18 protein-coding genes are annotated in these 20,082 nt (G+C 58.9%); 13 read left to right on the top strand and 5 right to left on the bottom strand.

The features are described 5' to 3' along the window. Window positions 1-364: 364 nt before the first annotated feature. Window positions 365-1,372, bottom strand: coding sequence for an asparaginase (locus K0F75_RS16920; RefSeq protein WP_219063094.1), 1,008 nt, complete (start codon window positions 1,370-1,372; stop codon window positions 365-367). A gap of 165 nt (window positions 1,373-1,537) precedes the next feature. Then, on the bottom strand, window positions 1,538-2,962 hold the full coding sequence (aspA, locus tag K0F75_RS16915) for an aspartate ammonia-lyase (RefSeq protein ID WP_219063093.1): 1,425 nt from the start codon (window positions 2,960-2,962) through the stop codon (window positions 1,538-1,540). Window positions 2,963-3,187: 225 nt separating this feature from the next. Here aspA and K0F75_RS16910 point away from each other — a divergent pair, with 225 nt between their 5' ends. Continuing rightward, entirely contained in the window at window positions 3,188-4,099 is a 912-nt protein-coding gene (locus tag K0F75_RS16910; RefSeq protein ID WP_219063092.1) for a LysR substrate-binding domain-containing protein, read from the top strand. 4 nt (window positions 4,100-4,103) lie between these two features. Here K0F75_RS16910 and K0F75_RS16905 read toward each other — a convergent pair whose 3' ends face one another. Beyond that, window positions 4,104-4,745, bottom strand: coding sequence for a hypothetical protein (locus K0F75_RS16905; RefSeq protein WP_219063091.1), 642 nt, complete (start codon window positions 4,743-4,745; stop codon window positions 4,104-4,106). A gap of 400 nt (window positions 4,746-5,145) precedes the next feature. Between K0F75_RS16905 and purE the strand changes: the two genes are divergently transcribed. The 4 genes from purE to K0F75_RS16885 all read left to right on the top strand — a co-directional run bounded on the left by purE (window position 5,146) and on the right by K0F75_RS16885 (window position 7,705). After that, on the top strand, window positions 5,146-5,637 hold the full coding sequence (purE, locus tag K0F75_RS16900; RefSeq protein WP_219063090.1) for a 5-(carboxyamino)imidazole ribonucleotide mutase: 492 nt from the start codon (window positions 5,146-5,148) through the stop codon (window positions 5,635-5,637). Between the two features lie 9 nt (window positions 5,638-5,646). Next, window positions 5,647-6,729 (top strand): 5-(carboxyamino)imidazole ribonucleotide synthase, encoded by a 1,083-nt coding sequence (locus tag K0F75_RS16895; protein ID WP_219063089.1) that lies wholly within the window; start codon window positions 5,647-5,649, stop codon window positions 6,727-6,729. 109 nt (window positions 6,730-6,838) lie between these two features. Then, window positions 6,839-7,084, top strand: a complete 246-nt coding sequence (locus K0F75_RS16890) for a GlsB/YeaQ/YmgE family stress response membrane protein (RefSeq protein WP_219063088.1) — start codon at window positions 6,839-6,841, stop codon at window positions 7,082-7,084. 87 nt (window positions 7,085-7,171) lie between these two features. Then, a complete protein-coding gene (locus K0F75_RS16885; protein WP_219063087.1) occupies window positions 7,172-7,705 on the top strand; it encodes a DUF3299 domain-containing protein in 534 nt (177 codons plus the stop codon). Between the two features lie 3 nt (window positions 7,706-7,708). Here K0F75_RS16885 and K0F75_RS16880 read toward each other — a convergent pair whose 3' ends face one another. Continuing rightward, entirely contained in the window at window positions 7,709-8,635 is a 927-nt protein-coding gene (locus K0F75_RS16880) for a D-hexose-6-phosphate mutarotase (protein ID WP_219063086.1), read from the bottom strand. An 83-nt stretch (window positions 8,636-8,718) separates the two neighbouring features. Next, window positions 8,719-9,120, bottom strand: coding sequence for an acyl-CoA thioesterase (locus K0F75_RS16875; protein ID WP_219063085.1), 402 nt, complete (start codon window positions 9,118-9,120; stop codon window positions 8,719-8,721). Between the two features lie 444 nt (window positions 9,121-9,564). Between K0F75_RS16875 and K0F75_RS16870 the strand changes: the two genes are divergently transcribed. The 8 genes from K0F75_RS16870 (at window position 9,565) to K0F75_RS16835 (ending at window position 20,040) form a co-directional block, all read left to right on the top strand. Next, window positions 9,565-10,854, top strand: coding sequence for an MFS transporter (locus K0F75_RS16870; RefSeq protein ID WP_219063084.1), 1,290 nt, complete (start codon window positions 9,565-9,567; stop codon window positions 10,852-10,854). Between the two features lie 184 nt (window positions 10,855-11,038). Further along, complete coding sequence (locus K0F75_RS16865; protein WP_219063083.1) at window positions 11,039-12,028, top strand: phosphate ABC transporter substrate-binding protein PstS family protein; 990 nt, start codon at window positions 11,039-11,041, stop codon at window positions 12,026-12,028. 173 nt (window positions 12,029-12,201) lie between these two features. After that, entirely contained in the window at window positions 12,202-14,487 is a 2,286-nt protein-coding gene (locus tag K0F75_RS16860; RefSeq protein ID WP_219063082.1) for an ABC transporter permease subunit, read from the top strand. Between the two features lie 69 nt (window positions 14,488-14,556). Further along, window positions 14,557-16,173: a phosphate ABC transporter permease PstA gene (pstA, locus tag K0F75_RS16855; protein ID WP_219063107.1), complete on the top strand. Its 1,617-nt coding sequence runs from the start codon at window positions 14,557-14,559 to the stop codon at window positions 16,171-16,173. A gap of 73 nt (window positions 16,174-16,246) precedes the next feature. Beyond that, complete coding sequence (gene pstB / locus K0F75_RS16850) at window positions 16,247-17,080, top strand: phosphate ABC transporter ATP-binding protein PstB (protein WP_219063106.1); 834 nt, start codon at window positions 16,247-16,249, stop codon at window positions 17,078-17,080. Window positions 17,081-17,150: 70 nt separating this feature from the next. Then, window positions 17,151-17,912, top strand: coding sequence for a phosphate signaling complex protein PhoU (gene phoU / locus K0F75_RS16845; protein WP_219063081.1), 762 nt, complete (start codon window positions 17,151-17,153; stop codon window positions 17,910-17,912). A gap of 159 nt (window positions 17,913-18,071) precedes the next feature. Next, window positions 18,072-18,983: a response regulator gene (locus tag K0F75_RS16840; protein ID WP_219063080.1), complete on the top strand. Its 912-nt coding sequence runs from the start codon at window positions 18,072-18,074 to the stop codon at window positions 18,981-18,983. Between the two features lie 160 nt (window positions 18,984-19,143). Beyond that, on the top strand, window positions 19,144-20,040 hold the full coding sequence (locus tag K0F75_RS16835) for a peptidoglycan DD-metalloendopeptidase family protein (RefSeq protein ID WP_219063105.1): 897 nt from the start codon (window positions 19,144-19,146) through the stop codon (window positions 20,038-20,040). Window positions 20,041-20,082: the final 42 nt, after the last annotated feature.

Genomic DNA, 20,082 nt, shown 5'->3' with positions numbered 1-20,082 from the left:
CCGCGCCGTATGGTCTTCGCAGACAAGTCAGCTCCCACGCCGGGCAGAATCGAGACACAGTTTGCGCGACAGTGCAGCGTAGAGGACGCGGCGAGGCCTTCCATCAAACTAGATGTAACTGATTGAAATATAAGGTGGATTTTCTCCAATCTGTAGGAGCTGACTTGTCTGCGAATAAGCCCGGCACGGGCTTCCGACAGGTTTGACCCAGCAGCGATGATCTAGATCGAGCGGCAGCAGGTGGACCGCGCCGTATGGTCTTCGCAGACAAGTCAGCTCCTACGCCGGGCAGAATCGAGACACAGTTTGCGCGACAGTGCAGCGTAGAGGACGCGGCGAGTCCTCCCGCAGCGTGAAAAATAAATCAGTCCCCTAACTCACCACACACATCCAGCTCAACCAAGCGTCGTACTTCATCTTGCGCAAGCCCTGCGCCGAGTAGCGCATGCAATTTGCCGAATGCCGCTTCGCGGGTCATGCCGCCACCCGACAGTACGCCGACGCCGCGCAGGCGACTGCCGGCTTCGTAGATGTCCAGTTCGACGCCGCCTTCATGGCACTGGGTGATGGCGACCACGCAGATGCCGCGTTGCCGGGCGCGTTGCAGGCTGGCGAGAAATTGTGGGTTATCACTTGGGCCGGTGCCGCTGCCGAAGCATTCCAGTATCAGCGCCTGAATCCCGCTGTCGAGTAAACCCTCCAGGTGTTGCGCGTTGATGCCGGGAAACAAGGGCAGCACGGCGACGTTGGCAATGCTTTTCGGCTGACGATAATCCAGCGCCGCTGGTACAGGCTGCGCCGACTCCCCCCCCCGCGAGCGCTGCAATGCGGCGAACGGATGACGACCAAAGCTGCGGATTTTTGCGCAGCGGGTCGGTGCCAGCAACTCGCCATGAAAGTACAGCTGCACGCCCGGCGCCAAGCCTTGGCCCAGGGCGAGCAGGGCGCCATTAAGATTTTCCCAGGCATCACTGTTCTCGACGCCAGCGGGCAGCATCGAGCCGGTGAACAGTACCGGTGCGCTCAGCCCGAGCAACTGAAAACTCATCGCCGCCGCGCTGTAGGCCAGGGTATCGGTCCCGTGCAGGATCAATACCGCGTCGCAGCCATCCACCTCCACTGCCTCGATCACCGCTTCACGCAGACGCTGCCAGTAGGCGGGGGTCATGTTGGCGCTGTCGATCAACGGCAGCAGTTCGCGAAACTGCCAGTTCGGCACCTTCAGCTCTGGTTGGGCAGCCAGTTGCTCGGCCATCCGCGCCTCGAATCCCGAAGCCGGAGCCAAGCCATTGGCGCTGGCCTGCATGCCGATGGTGCCGCCGGTGTAGAGCACCATGACCTGCTGAGCGGGTGGCGGGGTTTCGCGATTCATGGCACTTCTCCTTTGGGTGATCGGCCAAGGCTATGGCGTGTCTAGTGAAAAGTAAAAACAAGCTGGCAAAAAAAAGGGCCCGGAGAATGATCTCGGGGCCCTCAAAAGGGTGAGAGGTGTCTAGTCTCTCAGCCTGGTGAGCGTGTTGCTGCCAGGGGCTGAAGGTCAGGCCTTCAATGGCACCAAGCGTGGCGCAATCATGTTTTCCGGGCGCAGGATGTCGTCGAGCATGGCGTCGTCGAGCAAGCCTTCTTCACGCACCAGTTCCAGTACGCCGCGGCCGCTTTCCAGGGCGATGCGGGCGATACGGGTGGCGTTTTCATAGCCAATGTACGGGTTCAGGGCGGTGACCAGGCCGATCGAGTGCTCGACCAGTTCGCGGCAGCGTGCTTCGTTGGCGGTGATACCGACGATGCAATGCTCGCGCAGCATGTCCATGGCGCGTTGCAGCAGGCGGATCGAGTCGAAAATCTTGTAAGCGATCAGCGGCTCCATCACGTTCAGCTGCAATTGACCGCCTTCTGCGGCGATGGTCAGTGCCAGGTCGTTGCCGATGATCTGGAAAGCCACCTGGTTGACCGCTTCCGGGATAACCGGGTTGACCTTGCCGGGCATGATCGAGCTGCCTGGCTGACGTGCCGGCAGGTTGATTTCATTGATGCCGGTACGTGGACCGCTGGACAGCAGGCGCAGGTCGTTGCAGATCTTCGACAGCTTGACCGCGGTGCGCTTGAGCATGCCCGAGAACAGGACGAAGGCGCCCATGTCGGACGTGGCTTCGATCAGGTCGGCGGCAGGCACCAGCGGTTGACCGCTGATGAGCGCCAGACGTGATACGGCCAGGTGCTGGTAGCGAGGGTCGGCGTTGATGCCGGTGCCGATGGCGGTGCCGCCCAGGTTCACTTCGGTCAGCAGTTCCGGCGCGAGGCTGCGCAGACGATTGAGGTCTTCGCCCAAGGTGGTGGCGAAGGCCCGGAATTCCTGGCCGAGGGTCATCGGTACGGCGTCCTGCAATTGGGTACGGCCCATTTTCAGAACGTGGTTGAATTCCTGGCCCTTGGCGGCGAATGCCTGAATCAGGCTGTCGAGGCTGGCGAGCAGGGCGTCGTGACCGAGCAGCAGGCCCAGACGGATGGCCGTCGGGTAAGCGTCGTTGGTCGACTGCGCCATGTTCACGTCATTGTTCGGGTGCAGGTATTGGTATTCGCCCTTGCTGTGGCCCATGGCCTCCAGCGCGATGTTGGCGATGACTTCGTTGGCATTCATGTTGGTTGAAGTGCCAGCGCCGCCTTGAATCATGTCCACCACGAACTGCTCGTGGAAATCGCCGCGAACCAAGCGGGCGCAGGCTTCGCTGATGGCGGCGTGCTTGGCTTCGCTGAGGTGGCCGAGCTCGCGGTTGGCGTCAGCGGCGGCTTGCTTGACCATGGCCAGGGCCACGACCAGCTTCGGGTAGTGCGAAATCGGAACGCCGGAGAGACGGAAGTTATTCACCGCCCTCAGGGTCTGGATGCCGTAGTACGCTTCAGCGGGTACTTCAAGGACGCCAAGCAGGTCTTTTTCGATGCGCAATGATGCAGCGGAGGACATGATAGAGATAGTCTCAAGAAAGGCACGAACAATGCCGGAACGCCACTGATGCTAGGCGTGTGGGCAATTTGGGGCCAATGCTGTTAAGCGCTGCCCTATGCACAAACGGCATAATGTCGATGTGACGTTACGATTGTGACGAGCGTATGAACATGACGCAGATGCTTTTTGACAGGCGCGGGACGGGTAGTTGCAAGTCCGCTCCTGCAGTGATCGGAGGACATGATGAACCTGGAAAGTAAATGGCTGGAGGACTTCAGTGCCCTGGCCGCCACCCGCAGTTTTTCCCAGGCGGCCGAGCGCCGCTTCGTGACGCAACCTGCTTTCAGCCGCCGGATTCGCAGCCTTGAATCGGCGCTGGGGCTGACGCTGGTCAATCGCTCACGCACGCCGATCGAACTGACGGCTGCCGGACAGCTGTTTCTGGTGACAGCGCGTACCGTTGTCGAACAGCTTGGCGAGGTACTGCGTCATCTGCATCACCTGGAGGGTGGGCAAGGCGAAGTCATGCAAGTCGCGGCGGCGCACTCTTTGGCCTTGGGGTTTTTCCCGCGCTGGATCGCCCAGTTGCGCAACGAAGGGCTGAACATTGCCACGCGGTTGGTTGCGACCAACGTTGGCGATGCGGTACATGCGTTGCGTGAGGGGGGTTGCGATCTGATGCTGGCGTTCTACGACCCGGATGCGGCGCTGCAGATGGACGCTGAAATTTTCCCCTCGCTGCACCTTGGGCATACGGAGATGCTGCCCGTCTGCGCGGCAGACGCCAACGGTCAACCGTTATTCGACCTTGAAGGCGATGCCAGTGTGCCGTTGCTGGCCTACAGCGCCGGCGCATTTCTGGGGCGTTCGGTGAACCTGCTGCTGCGTCAGCGCAGCTTGCGCTTCACCACGGTCTACGAAACAGCCATGGCGGACAGCCTGAAAAGCATGGCGCTCGAAGGTTTGGGCATCGCTTGGGTACCCCAGCTCAGCGTGCGTGCTGAACTGGCGCGGGGTGAGTTGGTGGTGTGTGGCGGCCCACAATGGCACGTACCGCTGGAAATTCGTTTGTACCGTTGCGCGTTGGTGCGCAAGGCCAACGTGCGGTTGTTGTGGCGCAAGCTGGAAGGCGGGGCGGCACAGGGTGCGTCTTGAGTGCTTAAGGCGATTCGCTCAAATAAGCGGCGATGGCTTCTTTGTTTTTGTCGCTGTAGTGGTAGCAGTTCGCTCTTACGTTGATGCGTGTCGGGAATATATTGGTTTCACACCACCAACTGCCTTTGAATAAAACTTCTGAGTGCTCATGTCTCCCGCCGAGCAGATGACCTATTTCATGCGCGGCGGCAGGGTAACTACCCAGCGATGCAATGCCTGCATAACTCTTGTCTCTGGCGACACCCAAAGTCATCCCGTTTATTTTTTCGTTGGTTAACAGTAAATACTTGGTTCTGCTGTTCATGGGTAGATTGTTTTTGTCGATGTAGTCATTTACCTCTCGTTGCCAGCCGTCCAGTATTTTTGCCAGGTTTTCGCCTTGATACGGATACTGGGTTATGGGCGCGACATGCGCTATGAAGTTCACGTAAACCCGGCGATGGGTGAAGCTTTCAAGGTCCTTGCGCAGCCACGAGAAGTAGTCCTTGGAAATGTTTTCGCGTTCGGCTTGCGGAATATCGTCGTGCAGAAATACATAAAAATGGAGCGGCGTCTTCGTGAATTTTTCATCCGCGGAAGCCGGTGGAATGATGATCATAAGCAGGGTGCTTAGTGTTAAAGCGAGTGTTCTTAAATAAATGAGCATGGGTGTCTCGATGGCGGTAGTTTTCGTTGATTAATGTCCGTACTGGATGACGGGATCTACCCGGAACATGTGTTCATGTCAGGCATGAAAACAGCTAAGCCGAAGCGGTTGCGATTTGTTAGTTGCTGTTGGCGTCACATAAAGTAGTAAATGGCGTACAGGCGATGTAGGACCTTTTGCCTTGGGGAATTTCGGTCGCGGGTGCCGTGCGCAGACCTCGCCAAGGCCCTGCGGACAGGTGGTCACCAAGGGGGCTGTCTTCCCTGCGCTTTAAGGTATACTGCGCGGCCTTTGGCCGGTTCGACCGGCCATAATTCATCCAGCAAGCCACGCCGGTTTTCCCGCGTGGCTTGTTTGTTTTTTGACGCGCCTGCGGGCGCCCGATAGAAGAGGCACGACGATGAGCGCACTGGTTGGCGTGATCATGGGCTCCAAGTCCGATTGGTCCACCCTTAGCCACACCGCCGATATGCTGGAAAAGCTAGGCATCCCTTACGAAGTCAAAGTGGTGTCAGCCCACCGGACGCCGGATCTGCTGTTCCAGTACGCCGAACAGGCCGAAGCCCGTGGCATTGAAGTGATCATTGCCGGTGCTGGCGGTGCAGCTCATTTGCCGGGCATGTGTGCGGCCAAGACTCATCTTCCAGTGCTGGGCGTGCCCGTGCAGTCGTCGATGTTGTCGGGCGTTGATTCCCTGCTGTCTATCGTGCAGATGCCTGCCGGGATTCCTGTGGCGACCCTGGCCATCGGCAAAGCGGGCGCAATCAATGCTGCATTGTTGTCGGCCAGCATTCTTGGCGCCAAGCACCCGCAATTCCATGCAGTGCTGAAGAAATTCCGCGCTGAGCAGACAGACAGCGTCCTGGACAATCCAGACCCACGCGACGCCTGAGGTTTTTCCATGAAGATCGGTGTAATCGGTGGCGGCCAGTTGGGTCGCATGTTGGCTTTGGCAGGGACCCCGCTGGGGATGAGTTTCGCTTTTCTCGACCCTGCGCCAGACGCGTGTGCCGCTGCGTTGGGCGAACATCTGCGTGCCGATTACGGCGATCAGGATCACCTGCGCCAGTTGGCCGATGAAGTCGATCTGGTGACCTTCGAATTCGAAAGCGTGCCAGCAGAAACCGTGGCGTTCCTGTCGCAGTTCGTGCCGGTTTATCCAAGCGCCGAAGCGCTGCGGATTGCCCGCGATCGCTGGTTCGAAAAAAGCATGTTCAAGGACCTCGGCATTCCAACGCCTACGTTCGCTGACATCCAGTCGCAAGCCGATCTGGACGCCGCAGTGGCCAGCATTGGTCTGCCTGCCGTGTTGAAAACCCGCACCCTCGGTTACGATGGCAAGGGCCAGAAAGTGCTGCGTACCCCGGCTGATGTGGTCGGCACGTTTGCCGAGCTGGGCAGTGTTGCCTGCTTGCTGGAAGGTTTCGTGCCCTTCACGGGCGAAGTGTCGCTGATTGCCGTGCGCGGCCGCGATGGCGAAACGCGCTTCTATCCGCTGGTGCACAACACCCACGAAAATGGGGTTTTGCGCCTGTCGATCGCCAGTACCGCGCATCCGCTGCAAACGCTGGCCGAGGATTACGCCGGTCGCGTACTCAAGCAACTCGATTACGTCGGCGTGCTGGGTTTTGAGTTCTTTGAAGTCGATGGTGGTTTGAAAGCTAACGAGATTGCACCCCGCGTGCATAACTCGGGGCATTGGACCACCGAAGGCGCCGAGTGCAGCCAGTTCGAAAACCACCTGCGGGCGGTGGCCGGTTTGCCGTTGGGCTCCACTGCCAAGGTCGGCGAAAGCGCCATGCTCAACTTCATTGGCGAAGTGCCGGCTGTGAGCAAGGTCATCGCCATCGATGACTGCCATCTGCATCACTACGGCAAGGCGTTCAAGGTCGGGCGTAAAGTGGGTCATGCCACCTTGCGTTGTGCTGATCGCGCCACCCTTGATCAGCAGATCAAAAAAGTCGAAGCGCTGATCAAGCCGTAATAGCTGCAATAGACGTGCGCGGAACCAATCCTGCCAGCGGTTCTCTGATGACAGGACGCTAATGCCATCATCAGGCCTTGGTTTGTCCAATTAATACAGGGGAAAAGGCATGGGTATTATCGGAACCATCTTTATCGGTTTGATCGTGGGCTTGCTGGCGCGCTTCCTCAAGCCAGGCGATGACAGCATGGGTTGGATCATGACCATTGTGCTGGGTATCGGCGGCTCGTTGGCTGCGACCTATGGCGGTCAGGCGCTGGGCATTTATCAGGCTGGCCAGGGCGCGGGTTTCCTCGGCGCATTGGTGGGCGCGGTGGTGCTGCTGGTGCTTTACGGCATGCTCAAAAAAGACTGACAGTTATTCATCGGCTCTCTGCGCTATTGCTGCGCAGAGAGCTAGAATGCCCGGCACTGATTACCACCCACTTTGCCGAGCTCCCTCATGCGTCGTCTCCTCTTTATAGCGCTGCTGTTGGCCTCCGGGCTGGCCCGCGCCGAGCTGCCAGAAACCGATTGGCTCGAACTGATGCCAAAGTCGGATCAAAAAGCCCTCGAAGCCATGCCTGAAATCGATCACAACTCCCCGGAAGCGCAGGGGACGTTCGATAGCAAAGGCGGTTTGAAGCAGAGCAAGGGCTTGCCTGCCGTGATGTATTCGGCCAAGACCGTACCCGCCATGAATGGCAAAAATATCCGTCTTGGTGGTTATCCCGTGCCGCTGGAAACGGACGCGAAAGGCCGCAGCACCCTATTCTTCCTCGTGCCTTACCCGGGCGCATGCATCCATGTGCCGCCACCGCCACCCAATCAACTGGTGCTGGTGCGTTATCCAAAAGGCCTGAAGCTGGACGATATCTACACGCCGCTGTGGGTGATCGGCACGCTGAAGGTCGAGGCGGTCAGCAATAACCTGGCCGATGCGGCCTACGCGCTGGATGCGTCGAAGGTCCGCGTCGTGGTCGAAGCGGACCTGTAACGGTTACGCCTCCGCTTCTGGCAACGCCGCCAGCGGCTCGGCCCAGATGCTGACACTCAAGGTGTGCATGGCGTCTGGCGCCAGCGTGACGACATCGGACAGGACGTTGGCGGTTTCGACGCAGACCATGTGCTGCCAGCCGTCTTCGGCCATGTCGCTGAAGGTTTTGGTCTTGTCGACCCACGGATTCCAGAGCACCGCTGACTTCGAGCCGCTGGTCATGATCTGAATCCGTCGTTGCCAGCCCGGATCGACGATGCTCAGGTGATGCGGCGTGTCTAGATATACGCGGTCCGTCTCTGCCGTGAAATGCAGGTCGCCGTCCTGCTGATGCTCGTCTTCCCAGTTTTTCAACGTGTCCAGGTAACGCGAACCGTCCAGGCCCTGGACGTGTACCTGCCGTACATCGCTGACCGCGAAATAACTGTGTAATGCCTGGCTGAAGGTGACGTCTTCGGTGCCCGCGTTGTAGCTGAGCAGGCTGACGTGCAACTGCTCGTCCAGACGAATGCTCAGTTTGAGGGCGACGTTATGTGGCCAGCCAGGCAAATGACCTTCGGCCTGGGGCAATACGAACTCGGCCAGTAGCGCGTCGCCATCATTGCCGATGCCCAGCAGTTCCCAGTCCAGTGCCCGGACTTCGCCGTGGGCCTTGGCCGGTTCGCTGCTGTTGCGCATCGCCTGCACGCTGGCGGGGTTGCGCTCCAGATTGCCAAACCAGGGCCAGCAAATCGGCATGCCGGCGCGGATCGGCTTGCCCTGTTTGAAGACAGCCTTGTCGTTTAGCCAGATCAGTGGCGGCTCGCCGTCCACTTGATAGCTGAGGATGTGCGCGCCTTGCTGGGCGACGAGTAACTCGGCCTGACCGTGGCGGATGCGCCAGCAGTTGAGCTCATCGAGTTTGACGGATTCGACATGGGGCGTTGGCATGCGGGGGTGCTCACTCAAGTACAGTGATAAAAGTAGACCGTGCGACAGTCAACGAGTTTACCCCAGCAGACCAATACCCAGGCTTATCGCCGTGCCGGTACCGAGCGAGTGCGGCCGCTGCCATCAATGGCGACGAACACAAACACCGCCTCGGTGACTTTGCGCCATTCGCTGGACAGTGGGTCATCGCTCCACACTTCGACCATCATCTGGATCGAGCTGCGGCCGATGTCCAGGGCCTGGGTATAGAAGGACAATTGCGCGCCGACCGCGACCGGGACCAGGAATGCCATGCGATCAATGGCCACGGTCGCAACGCGGCCGCCAGCGACTTTACTCGCCATGGCAGTGCCCGCCAGGTCCATTTGCGAGACCAGCCAGCCGCCGAAAATATCGCCGAAACCATTGGTTTCGCGGGGCAATGCAGTGATTTGCAACGCAAGGTCGCCCTGCGGTATCGGATCTTCTTGTTCGAGTTCAATCATGCCTAGGGTGCCTCGACCCATGACTCTTTAAAGTTTTGGTGCGGTTAACAGGCCTCAGTGAAAACGATGTTCATGAACTAATTGCGTTCATCCGCTTTCAGCGATGCCTTAAGGGGAAACTCTGCGAAAGCGGCTGGATTGGGCTCAGCGGCGATTTCGCACAGCAACCCCGGCGTACGCTGGGTTGTTTCTTTCGGTCTGCAAGTATATCGATCGATGGGCCATGCGACGACCACTCGGTTCTCATTTTGACCGGGTAAAGCGCCTGACTGTGTGCTTTTTAGAGAATTTGCTATCTTGCCGGACCCGATCGGCTCTGTACTTCTCTCTATAAAGGGCAATTTTGATGCCCATGTCAGCGTTTTCCTGAGTGATGAAGTGTGCAGGCCGTCAAGCCTCAGCCAGCGTTGCTGAGGCTCAGCAATCCCAAGAGAAGCCCTTGTCATGCCCACTGTGTCCTCAAGTACCGTGCAGCCCTCGCGCCCGCTGACCCGCAGCGACTATAAGACCTTGTCGCTTTCTGCCCTGGGTGGAGCGCTGGAGTTCTACGATTTCATCATTTTCGTGTTTTTTGCCACCGTGGTCGGCAAGTTGTTTTTCCCTGCGGACATGCCGGAGTGGCTGCGATTGATGCAGACCTTCGGCATTTTTGCTGCCGGTTACCTGGCGCGCCCGCTGGGCGGCATCGTTATGGCGCACTTCGGCGACCTTTTGGGGCGCAAGAAAATGTTCACCCTGAGCATTTTCATGATGGCCGTACCGACCCTGATCATGGGCCTGTTGCCGACGTACGCGCAGATTGGCCTGTGGGCGCCGATCCTGCTGCTGTTGATGCGGGTTATTCAGGGGGCGGCGATTGGCGGTGAGGTGCCTGGCGCCTGGGTATTTGTGTCCGAACACGTGCCGCCGCGCAGCATTGGCTACGCATGCGGCACCCTGACCGCCGGCCTGACCTCGGGCATCTTGCTGGGTTCGCTGGTCGCCACCCTGATCAATAGCCTCTACAGCGCTGAGGAGCTGCTCGATTACGCATGGCGGATTCCGTTTTTGCTCGGCGGCGTATTTGGTTTGCTGTCTGTTTACCTGCGCCGCTGGCTGCATGAGACGCCGGTTTTCGCCGAGCTGCAGTTGCGCAAGGCGCTGGCCGAAGAGGTGCCGCTCAAGGCCGTGTTGCGCGACCATCGCGGGGCGATCCTGTTATCAATGCTGTTGACCTGGCTGCTGTCGGCCGGCGTCATCGTCGTGATCCTGATGACCCCAACGGTATTGCAGACGGTTTACGGTTTCTCCCCTGCGACGGCGCTGAAGGCCAATAGTCTGGCGATTGTCTGCCTGAGCCTGGGCTGTGTCGGCGCGGGTTCTCTGGCGGATCGCTTTGGCGCGGGCTGGGTGTTTATTCTCGGTTGCCTGGCATTGCTCGTCAGTTCATGGACGTTCTATCACAGCCTTTTGGCGCACCCCGACTGGCTGTTTCCGTTGTACGCCATCACTGGGCTGTTTGTCGGGGTCATCGGTGCGGTGCCGTTCGTCATGGTCCGGGCCTTTCCGGCAGCCGTGCGGTTCTCGGGGCTGTCGTTCTCGTACAACCTGGCCTACGCGATATTCGGCGGTCTGACACCGATGGTGGTGACCCTCATGCTCAAGACCAGTCCTATGGGGCCGGCCTGGTACGTGGCAATCCTCTGCGTCATGGGCATGCTGATTGGTGTTCATCTGTTGCGCAGGCAACGCTGAGTGTTGAATCGCCCGGCCTGCCGGGCGAATGCCGCTGCACCCTCCCTCCTGAACTGAAAGGCCATCATTGAAAATCGATGATGGCCTTTCATCTAATTGTCACATTGCTTTCATAGAGTGTTCATACGGCCCTTAGATACTTGGCGTCGATCCAATACCTATCCAATTTTGCTAGGAGCAAGGCATGAGACTTAAGCGATTGATGGCGGCCCTGACTTTCGTCGCCGCAGGCGTTGCCACCGCCACTGCGGTTGCTGCTGTTGACCCAGCTATTCCGGGCTACACCAAGACCACCGGTGTCTCGGGTAACCTGTCCAGTGTCGGCTCTGACACCCTGGCAAACTTGATGACCTTGTGGGCTGAGGCTTACAAAAAAGAATACCCAAGCGTGAACATCCAGATTCAAGCCGCCGGTTCGGCCACCGCGCCACCTGCGCTGACTGAGGGCACCTCGAACCTGGGCCCGATGAGCCGCAAAATGAAAGACACCGAATTGGCGGCTTTCGAACAGAAGTACGGCTACAAGCCAACTGCAATCCCGGTCGCGGTCGATGCCTTGGCTATTTTCGTACACAAAGACAACCCGATTCAGCACCTGACCATGGAACAAGTGGACGCGATTTTCTCCGCGACCCGTCTGTGTGGCGCCAAAGCCGAAGCCAAAACCTGGGGTGATGTCGGCGTGACCGGCGACCTGGCTGGCAAACCGATCCAACTGTTCGGTCGTAACTCGGTATCCGGCACTTACGGCTACTTCAAAGAAGAAGCCCTGTGCAAAGGCGACTTCCGCGCTAACGTTAACGAACAACCAGGTTCTGCTTCGGTTGTAAGCTCGATCAGCAGCTCGCTGAACGGCATCGGTTACTCAGGTATCGGCTACAAAACGTCCAGCGTGAAGACGGTTGCCCTGTCCAAGAAAGGCAGCACTGAATTCATCGAAGACAGCGAAGAAAACGCACTGAACGGCAAATACCCACTGTCGCGCTTCCTGTTCATCTACGTGAACAAAGCGCCGAACAAGCCTCTGGCACCGCTGGAAGCCGAGTTCGTGAAAATGGTCCTGTCTAAACAGGGTCAAGAAGTCGTGATCAAAGACGGCTACATCCCGTTGCCAGCCAAGGTTGCTGCCAAAGCACTGGCTGACCTGGGCTTGCAGGAAGGCGCTGCCAAGTAAGGATTGACGCGGGGCACGCGCTTTTTTGCCCCGATCTCAATCCCTGAGCGGGACCTGATTCAACGGGGTCCCGCTACTAATTTCGTAGTCCGCTGCCAGTACTTTTGGGCGGCGGATTTTTTGCGTCACTGCACTGTCATGTTTTTGTAATAAAGGACCGCTAGGGTGAGCGCATGAATGATCTGGCCAATTCCACCATGACTCAAAATTCCCCTCCCGAGCGAATTGACTTCAATACGCCCGAACTCAAGCGAAAGCGCCGTATACGCGCCTTTAAAGACCGTCTGACCCAGTGGTATGTACTGGTCGGTGGTCTGGCAGTGCTGGCCGCCATTACGCTGATTTTCTTCTATCTTGCTTACGTGGTCGCGCCCTTGTTCCAAGGTGCGAAACTGACCACCGAGAAGGCGCTCAATCCGGCCTGGATGCAGGATGCTGGCAAGCCGTTGATGTTTGCCATCGAAGAGCAGAACAAGGTTGGCCTGCGGGTTTCCGACAAGGGTGAGGCACTGTTCTTCCGCATCGACGACGGGACCGAGCTCAAGCATGTCGCCTTGCCGATTCCGGCGGGCACGACTGTGACGGCTATCGGTAAAGATCAGCCAGGCAGCCCGTTGATGGTGCTGGGTCTGTCCAACGGTCAGGCGCTGGTGTTCAAACACAACTACCTGATCACCTACCCGGACAACGTCAAGACCATCAGCCCGACCATCACGTATCCATTTGGTGAAGCGGCGCTGAGCCTGAACGAACAAGGCCAGGCCTTGGAGCACGTCAGCCTCAACGCCAGCGACAAATCCCTGATGGTAGCGGGTTCCACCGGCTCCCAATTGCATGTGCTCTCCCTGTCCCAGGAAGAAAACATGATGACCGGGGAGACCACCAGCGAGCTGACCCGCATCGAATTGCCGCACATGACCGAAGCGGTCAAGGCGATCTATATCGATCCGCGCCAACAGTGGCTGTACGTGATCAACGGTCGCGCTCAGGCCGACGTGTTCAGTTTGCGTGATCGCAGCCTCAATGGCCGCTACAAGCTGCTGGAAGACGGTAACGCTGAAGTCTCCGCCAGTACGCAATTGGTCGGCGGTGTGTCGTTGATTATCGGCAGCTCCACGGGCGGTCTGGCTCAGTGGTTCATGGCCCGCGATACCGACGGCGAGCTGCGCCTGGAGCACATCCGTGACTTCCAGATGGGCACCACGCCGATCGTACAGATCACCGGTGAAGAACGCCGTAAAGGCTTCGTCGCCCTCGACGCTTCCGGCAAGCTCGGGGTGTTCCATAGCACCGCGCATCGCACGCTGTTGGTCGATCAGGTGGCTCAGGGCCCAGGTGTCATGGGACTGTCGCCACGTGCTGACGAGATCATCGTCGAAGAGGGCGGCAAGCTGCTGCCTATGAGCCTGCGCAACCCGCACCCGGAAGTTTCGTGGAGCGCGCTGTGGAGCAAGGTCTGGTACGAAAATTACGACGGACCCAAGTACGTTTGGCAGTCCACCGCGTCGAGCACTGACTTCGAGCCCAAGCTGAGCCTTGCGCCATTGACCTACGGCACCTTGAAAGCGGCGTTCTACGCGATGCTGCTGGCGGCGCCCCTGGCGATTGCTGCTGCGATCTACACCGCTTACTTCATGGCCCCGGGCATGCGCCGCAAGGTCAAGCCGGTGATCGAGTTGATGGAAGCGATGCCGACCGTGATTCTCGGCTTTTTCGCTGGCCTGTTTCTGGCGCCGTATCTGGAAGGACATTTGCCGGGGATCTTCAGTCTGTTGCTGCTGACACCGATCGGCATTCTGTTGGCGGGCTTTATCTGGAGCCGCTTGCCGGAGTCATTCCGCCTGCGGGTGCCGGATGGATGGGAAGCCGCAATCCTGATTCCTGTGGTGTTGCTGGTGGGCTGGTTGTCGCTGGGCATGAGCCCGTATATGGAAGCCTGGTTCTTCGGCGGCGACATGCGCATGTGGATCACCAACGACCTGGGCATCACCTACGATCAGCGCAACGCGCTGGTGGTCGGGCTGGCCATGGGTTTCGCCGTGATTCCGAACATCTACTCCATCGCTGAAGATGCCGTATTCAGTGTGCCGCGCGGTCTGACCCTGGGCTCGCTGGCCTTGGGTGCGACGCCGTGGCAGACCATGACGCGGGTGGTGATCCTCACCGCCAGCCCTGGCATCTTCTCGGCCTTGATGATCGGCATGGGCCGCGCTGTCGGCGAGACCATGATCGTGCTGATGGCCACCGGTAATACACCGATCATGGACATGAACCTGTTCGAAGGCATGCGTACGCTGGCGGCGAACGTCGCGGTTGAGATGCCGGAGTCCGAAGTCGGCGGCAGTCACTATAGGGTGCTGTTCCTGGCGGCGCTGGTGCTGCTGTTGTTCACCTTCGTGATGAACACGCTTGCGGAGCTGATTCGTCAGCGTCTGCGCAAGAAATATTCGTCTCTCTAAGGAAGGTAGAAGTCTGTGAAACAGAACTCCCTCAAGAGTTGGTTCAAGAGCGGTGCCCCCGGCGTCTGGATGAGCGCGGGCGCTGTGTCCATCGCGGTGATCATGACCCTGGGCTTGCTGACAGTGATCGCCGTCCGTGGCTTGGGCCACTTCTGGCCGGCTGATGTGGTGCGTGCGCAGTACAACGTGCCCAATCAGGCTAACCATGTATTGATCGGTGAAGTGGTGCAGGCCGAAGAAGTGCCTCGCGCTCGCCTCAAGGGTGCAGGCTTGCCCGTACCCGATGTCGGCCCGGAGTTCATGACTCGCGAGCTGTTCAAGGTCGGTAACCGTGATTCCAACCCAAGCGATTTCACCTGGGTTGTCGGCGAGTGGCTGACGGAACAGAGCACGCCTGCCGAGCTGATGACCCTGGAGCGTCGTGAATGGGGTAACTACTACGGCTATCTGGTCAATCTCAAGGAAGACGGCAAGGTCATCGCCGAAGGTGAAGCGGCCTGGCCGATGCTTCAAGAGCGAATCAAGCGCGTCGAAACCCTGGCCAGTGAGCTGAGCAAACTCGAGAAAAAAGACATCGGCGCCATCAACCATGGCATCGAGCGTCTGCGTCTGCACAAACGCAAACTGGAACTCGACGGCACGCTCGATGCTGCCGCTCAAGCGGACATGGATAGCGAGCGCGCCGAACTGGATGCTCGTTACCAGGCAATTGAAGGGCGACTGGGCTCGCTGCATGAGGCGTTCAATCGCGACAGCCTGACGGCCCGCGATGCCAACGGCAACGAAGTGGTGATCAGCGTCGGCAAAGTGGTTCACGCTTACCAACCGAATGCCATGGGCACCTTTACCAAGCTGGGTTTCTACTTCAAGAAACTGTGGGAGTTCCTCAGCGAAGACCCGCGTGAAGCCAACACCGAAGGCGGGATCTTCCCGGCGATTTTCGGCACCGTGATGATGACCCTGATCATGGCGATGATCGTCACCCCGTTCGGCGTCCTGGCTGCGGTGTACCTGCGAGAGTACGCACGGCAAGGCCCGGTCACCCGTTTGATCCGTATCGCAGTGAACAACCTGGCCGGGGTGCCGGCGATTGTGTACGGGGTATTCGGCCTGGGCTTCTTTGTTTACGTGCTCGGCGGTTCGGTGGACCGGTTGTTCTTTCCTGAAGCTTTGCCAGCACCGACCTTCGGCACGCCAGGCTTGCTCTGGGCGTCTCTGACCCTCGCACTGTTGGCCGTCCCCGTGGTGATCGTGGCCACGGAAGAAGGTCTGGCGCGTATTCCGCGTACCGTTCGCGAAGGTTCGTTGGCGCTCGGTGCAACCAAGGCTGAAACCTTATGGAAGATCGTGCTGCCCATGGCCAGCCCGGCGATGATGACCGGCATGATTCTGGCGGTCGCCCGTGCTGCTGGCGAAGTGGCGCCGTTGATGCTGGTGGGTGTCGTGAAACTGGCGCCGTCGCTGCCAGTGGACGGCAACTACCCGTACCTGCACCTTGACCAGAAGATCATGCACTTGGGCTTCCATATTTATGACGTCGGCTTCCAGAGCCCGAACGTCGAAGCCGCGCGGCCGCTGGTGTACGCCACGGCGCTGCTGCTGGTGCTGGTGATCGCCTTGCTCAACCTGTCTGCGGTGGCCATTCGTAACCACCTGCGCGAGAAGTACAAAGCGCTGGACAGCTGATTTGAAAAGCGCCGCCCACTCATGCGAGGAGGGCGGTTCGATGAAACGAATTGTTAGCGTATGGAGTAACCCTATGCAGCACGAAACCCATACCCACGGCATCAACATGTCCGCCCTGGGACGCGATAAGCAAGGCCTGAACCTGGCGAATGAAACCGTTGCACTCGAAGTGCCGGGTCTGAGCCTGTTCTACGGCGACAAGCAGGCGTTGTTCGACGTCAGCATGAACATCCCGAAACAACGCGTGACTGCCTTTATCGGCCCGTCCGGCTGCGGCAAGTCGACCCTGTTGCGCACGTTCAACCGCATGAACGACCTGGTTGACGGCTGCCGCGTGGAAGGCGCCATCAACCTGTACGGCCATGACATCTATCGCAAGGGCGAAGACGTGGCTGAACTGCGTCGCCGTGTCGGCATGGTGTTCCAGAAGCCTAACCCGTTCCCGAAAACCATCTATGAAAACGTGGTGTACGGCCTGCGTATTCAGGGCATCAACAAAAAACGTGTACTCGACGAAGCGGTCGAGTGGGCGCTCAAGGGTGCGGCACTGTGGGAGGAGGTCAAAGACCGCCTGCACGAGTCGGCACTGGGTCTGTCCGGTGGTCAGCAACAACGGTTGGTGATTGCACGTACTATCGCCGTGGAGCCGGAAGTCCTGCTGCTCGATGAGCCGTGCTCGGCACTCGATCCGATCTCGACGCTGAAAGTCGAAGAGCTGATCTACGAGCTGAAAGCCAAGTACACCATCGTCATCGTGACCCACAACATGCAACAGGCGGCGCGGGTCTCCGACTACACCGCCTTCATGTACATGGGCAAACTGGTCGAGTTCGGTGATACCGACACGCTGTTCACCAACCCGGCGAAAAAACAGACAGAAGACTACATCACCGGCCGTTACGGCTAGGGCCTGGCGGGTTGGCCCTGAAGTACTGCTGCGGTCTCGTAGTTAACTGGACGTTCCAAGGACAATAAGCATGATCGATAAAGACAGCCTTACTCATCACATCTCCCAGCAGTTCAATGCCGAACTCGAGGAGGTGCGCAGCCATCTACTGGCGATGGGTGGCCTGGTCGAGAAACAGGTCAACGATGCGGTGACCTCGTTGATCGAAGCCGACTCGGGCCTGGCCCAGCAGGTTCGTGACATCGACGACCAGATCAACCAGATGGAACGCAACATTGATGAAGAATGCCTGCGCATTCTTGCGCGTCGTCAGCCAGCGGCCTCCGACCTGCGTTTGATCATCAGCATCTCCAAGTCTGTGATCGATCTTGAGCGCATCGGTGATGAGTCCACCAAAATTGCCAAGCGCGCCATTCAGCTGTGTGAAGAAGGCGAATCGCCGCGTGGTTACGTTGAAGTGCGGCATATCGGCGATCAGGTGCGCAACATGGTCCGTGATGCACTTGATGCGTTCGCTCGCTTCGATGCCGATCTGGCGCTGTCCGTGGCCCAGTACGACAAGACCATCGATCGCGAATACAAAACCGCGCTGCGCGAGCTGGTCACGTACATGATGGAAGACCCGCGCTCTATCTCGCGGGTGTTGAGCGTGATTTGGGTGCTGCGTTCGCTGGAACGTATCGGCGACCATGCCCGTAATATTTCGGAGCTGGTTATCTACCTGGTGCGCGGTACCGACGTCCGCCATATGGGCCTCAAGCGCATGAAGGAAGAAGTGCAGGGCGTCAGCAGCGATAGCGCTAATGTTCTGGGCAAATCTGACGATAAATAAGACTGCCTGCAAAAAAACGCCCGGCTCATTGTCGGGCGTTTTCGTTACGGGCGTTGAACTCAAGCCGCCCGCGAACGAAAAGTCCTGGCGTCGTTAATCGGTTTGGCAATTGGCCATCAACCAGCGCTATGCTTGCCGGGATTTTAAAGGGAAAGATCAATGAGTAAAGTCAGTGTGCTGGTGGTGGACGACGCGCCGTTTATTCGCGATCTGGTGAAAAAAGGGTTACGTAACTACTTCCCCGGTATTCACATCGAAGACGCCGTCAACGGTCGCAAGGCTCAGGTGTTGCTGGAGCGTCAGACGTTCGACCTGGTGTTGTGCGACTGGGAAATGCCAGAGATGTCCGGGCTGGAACTGCTGACCTGGTGCCGTGGGCAGGACAACCTCAAAGCCCTGCCTTTCATCATGGTCACCAGCCGTGGCGACAAGGAGAACGTGGTCCAGGCGATTCAGGCTGGCGTCACCGACTTTATTGGCAAGCCGTTCACCAATGAGCAACTGCTGACCAAGGTCAAGAAGGCGCTGACTAAAGTCGGCAAGCTCGACACCCTGTTGGCCAGTGCGCCAACCAAGATGAACTCGGCATTTGCAAACGACTCTCTCAGCGCCCTTACCGGTGGCAAGACGGAAGTGGTCAGACCGACCGCTACGCCAGCTACCGGGCCCAAAGCGGCACCCTTGATCAATCCGGCGGCCAACGCCTCTGCACCTGCTGCTGCGTCAGCCCTTGGCGGTCGCGGTCAAGGCCAATTGCGGTTGCCCAGCGGTAACCAGCAATGCGTGATCAAGGCGCTGAGCCTCAAGGAAGCGCTGCTGGTGGTGCGTCGCGGTGAGGTCTTGCCGCAGGTACTCGACAGCGCCGTACTCGACCTGGAACAAGGCGAGAACGCCGAAGTCGCCCGTCTCAACGGCTACCTGCACGCCATCGTCGCCTACGAACCAAAACCGGACAGCGACTGGCTGCAACTGACCTTCCGCTTTGTCGACCAGGACGCGCAGAAGCTCGATTACGTGTCCCGTCTGATCGCCCGTGGCACGGCGCAAAAGCACTTCGTACCGGGGGGTTGATCCCTTGGCATCAGCGCCTCTGCAGGCTTGCCTGCGGAGGCGCTGATGCGGTTTGTCTGATTTCCCCGCCTCTTTGCTACTGATTGATACCGCCACCCCCAAACGGCGGCAAATCGCTGCTACGCTCTCCCTGCCTCCCACTACCCAGATATCAATCACGATGCTCGAGCGCTGCTTACTCCTGTGTGCTCTGTTGCTGACCGCGCAATCGGCGGCGGCGGTGACCATCTATAAATTCACCGATGCCAATGGCGTGGTCTCGTTTACTGACAGGCCGACGGCAGGTGCTACGGTGGTGGTGCCGCGCGAGCGGATCGTCGAGCACCTTGAAAAACAGGTGCACCTGAACATCAAAAAGGACAAGGGTGTGCACAGCCTGTTTGTGCGCAACGATACGTATGCGCCGGTCGAGGTAGCGCTGCAGGTCACGGCGCTGAAGAACGTGCTGGGCGTCACGGAGCAGACGATCCACCGTGTCATTCCCGCCCGCAGCGCGTTGCGTCTGGCCGTGCTCAGCCCTAGGCAAGCGGGCAAGGCGCTGAGTTACACGCCCAAGCTGCGCTACTCGTTGGGCGACCCTGGGCGGCAGCCTCAGGGTTACAGTTATCCGCTGCCTTGGCAGGGTGGCCCTTTTCGCCTGAGCCAGGGTCCCAATGGCGCCTTCAGCCACTTTGGTATTAAAAGCCGTTACGCGATGGACATCGCCATGCCCGAAGGCACGCCGATCATTGCCGCGCGGGCGGGAACGGTGGTTAAAACCGAGAATGGCCAATCGGGCCACGGCGCGGACCCTTCAGGCAATTTTGTCCGGATACTGCACGACGACGGCACCATGGGTGTCTATTTGCACCTGATGCGTGGTTCAGTGAGCGTCAAGGAAGGTCAGCACGTCGTTGTCGGCAGCGCGCTGGCGCGTTCCGGCAATACCGGCAACAGCAGCGGACCCCATCTACATTTCGTGGTGCAGCGCAACGGCGGGCTGGGGCTGGAGTCGATTCCCTATCGTTTCGCTGAGCGCGTCGACAGCCTGCCGAACTTTGCGGTGGGCGGGAACTGAGGCGGTCGGGATCACCCAGACCGCACAGTAGATTGCGCAGTT

Origin of the sequence: Pseudomonas sp. UMAB-08 (assembly GCF_900095225.1) — a bacterium.
GTDB lineage: Bacteria > Pseudomonadota > Gammaproteobacteria > Pseudomonadales > Pseudomonadaceae > Aquipseudomonas.
The sequence above is the reverse complement of the archived record's forward strand: the minus strand, read 5'-3'. Positions and strand labels throughout refer to the sequence as shown.

Bases quoted from the DNA above. Each gene is read 5' to 3' on its own strand.
- K0F75_RS16920 (WP_219063094.1), bottom strand. From the start codon at position 1,372: ATGAATCGCGAAACCCCGCCACCCGCTCAGCAGGTCATGGTGCTCTAC.
- aspA (WP_219063093.1), bottom strand. From the start codon at position 2,962: ATGTCCTCCGCTGCATCATTGCGCATCGAAAAAGACCTGCTTGGCGTC.
- K0F75_RS16910 (WP_219063092.1), top strand. From the start codon at position 3,188: ATGAACCTGGAAAGTAAATGGCTGGAGGACTTCAGTGCCCTGGCCGCC.
- K0F75_RS16905 (WP_219063091.1), bottom strand. From the start codon at position 4,745: ATGCTCATTTATTTAAGAACACTCGCTTTAACACTAAGCACCCTGCTT.
- purE (WP_219063090.1), top strand. From the start codon at position 5,146: ATGAGCGCACTGGTTGGCGTGATCATGGGCTCCAAGTCCGATTGGTCC.
- K0F75_RS16895 (WP_219063089.1), top strand. From the start codon at position 5,647: ATGAAGATCGGTGTAATCGGTGGCGGCCAGTTGGGTCGCATGTTGGCT.
- K0F75_RS16890 (WP_219063088.1), top strand. From the start codon at position 6,839: ATGGGTATTATCGGAACCATCTTTATCGGTTTGATCGTGGGCTTGCTG.
- K0F75_RS16885 (WP_219063087.1), top strand. From the start codon at position 7,172: ATGCGTCGTCTCCTCTTTATAGCGCTGCTGTTGGCCTCCGGGCTGGCC.
- K0F75_RS16880 (WP_219063086.1), bottom strand. From the start codon at position 8,635: ATGCCAACGCCCCATGTCGAATCCGTCAAACTCGATGAGCTCAACTGC.
- K0F75_RS16875 (WP_219063085.1), bottom strand. From the start codon at position 9,120: ATGATTGAACTCGAACAAGAAGATCCGATACCGCAGGGCGACCTTGCG.
- K0F75_RS16870 (WP_219063084.1), top strand. From the start codon at position 9,565: ATGCCCACTGTGTCCTCAAGTACCGTGCAGCCCTCGCGCCCGCTGACC.
- K0F75_RS16865 (WP_219063083.1), top strand. From the start codon at position 11,039: ATGAGACTTAAGCGATTGATGGCGGCCCTGACTTTCGTCGCCGCAGGC.
- K0F75_RS16860 (WP_219063082.1), top strand. From the start codon at position 12,202: ATGAATGATCTGGCCAATTCCACCATGACTCAAAATTCCCCTCCCGAG.
- pstA (WP_219063107.1), top strand. From the start codon at position 14,557: ATGAGCGCGGGCGCTGTGTCCATCGCGGTGATCATGACCCTGGGCTTG.
- pstB (WP_219063106.1), top strand. From the start codon at position 16,247: ATGCAGCACGAAACCCATACCCACGGCATCAACATGTCCGCCCTGGGA.
- phoU (WP_219063081.1), top strand. From the start codon at position 17,151: ATGATCGATAAAGACAGCCTTACTCATCACATCTCCCAGCAGTTCAAT.
- K0F75_RS16840 (WP_219063080.1), top strand. From the start codon at position 18,072: ATGAGTAAAGTCAGTGTGCTGGTGGTGGACGACGCGCCGTTTATTCGC.
- K0F75_RS16835 (WP_219063105.1), top strand. From the start codon at position 19,144: ATGCTCGAGCGCTGCTTACTCCTGTGTGCTCTGTTGCTGACCGCGCAA.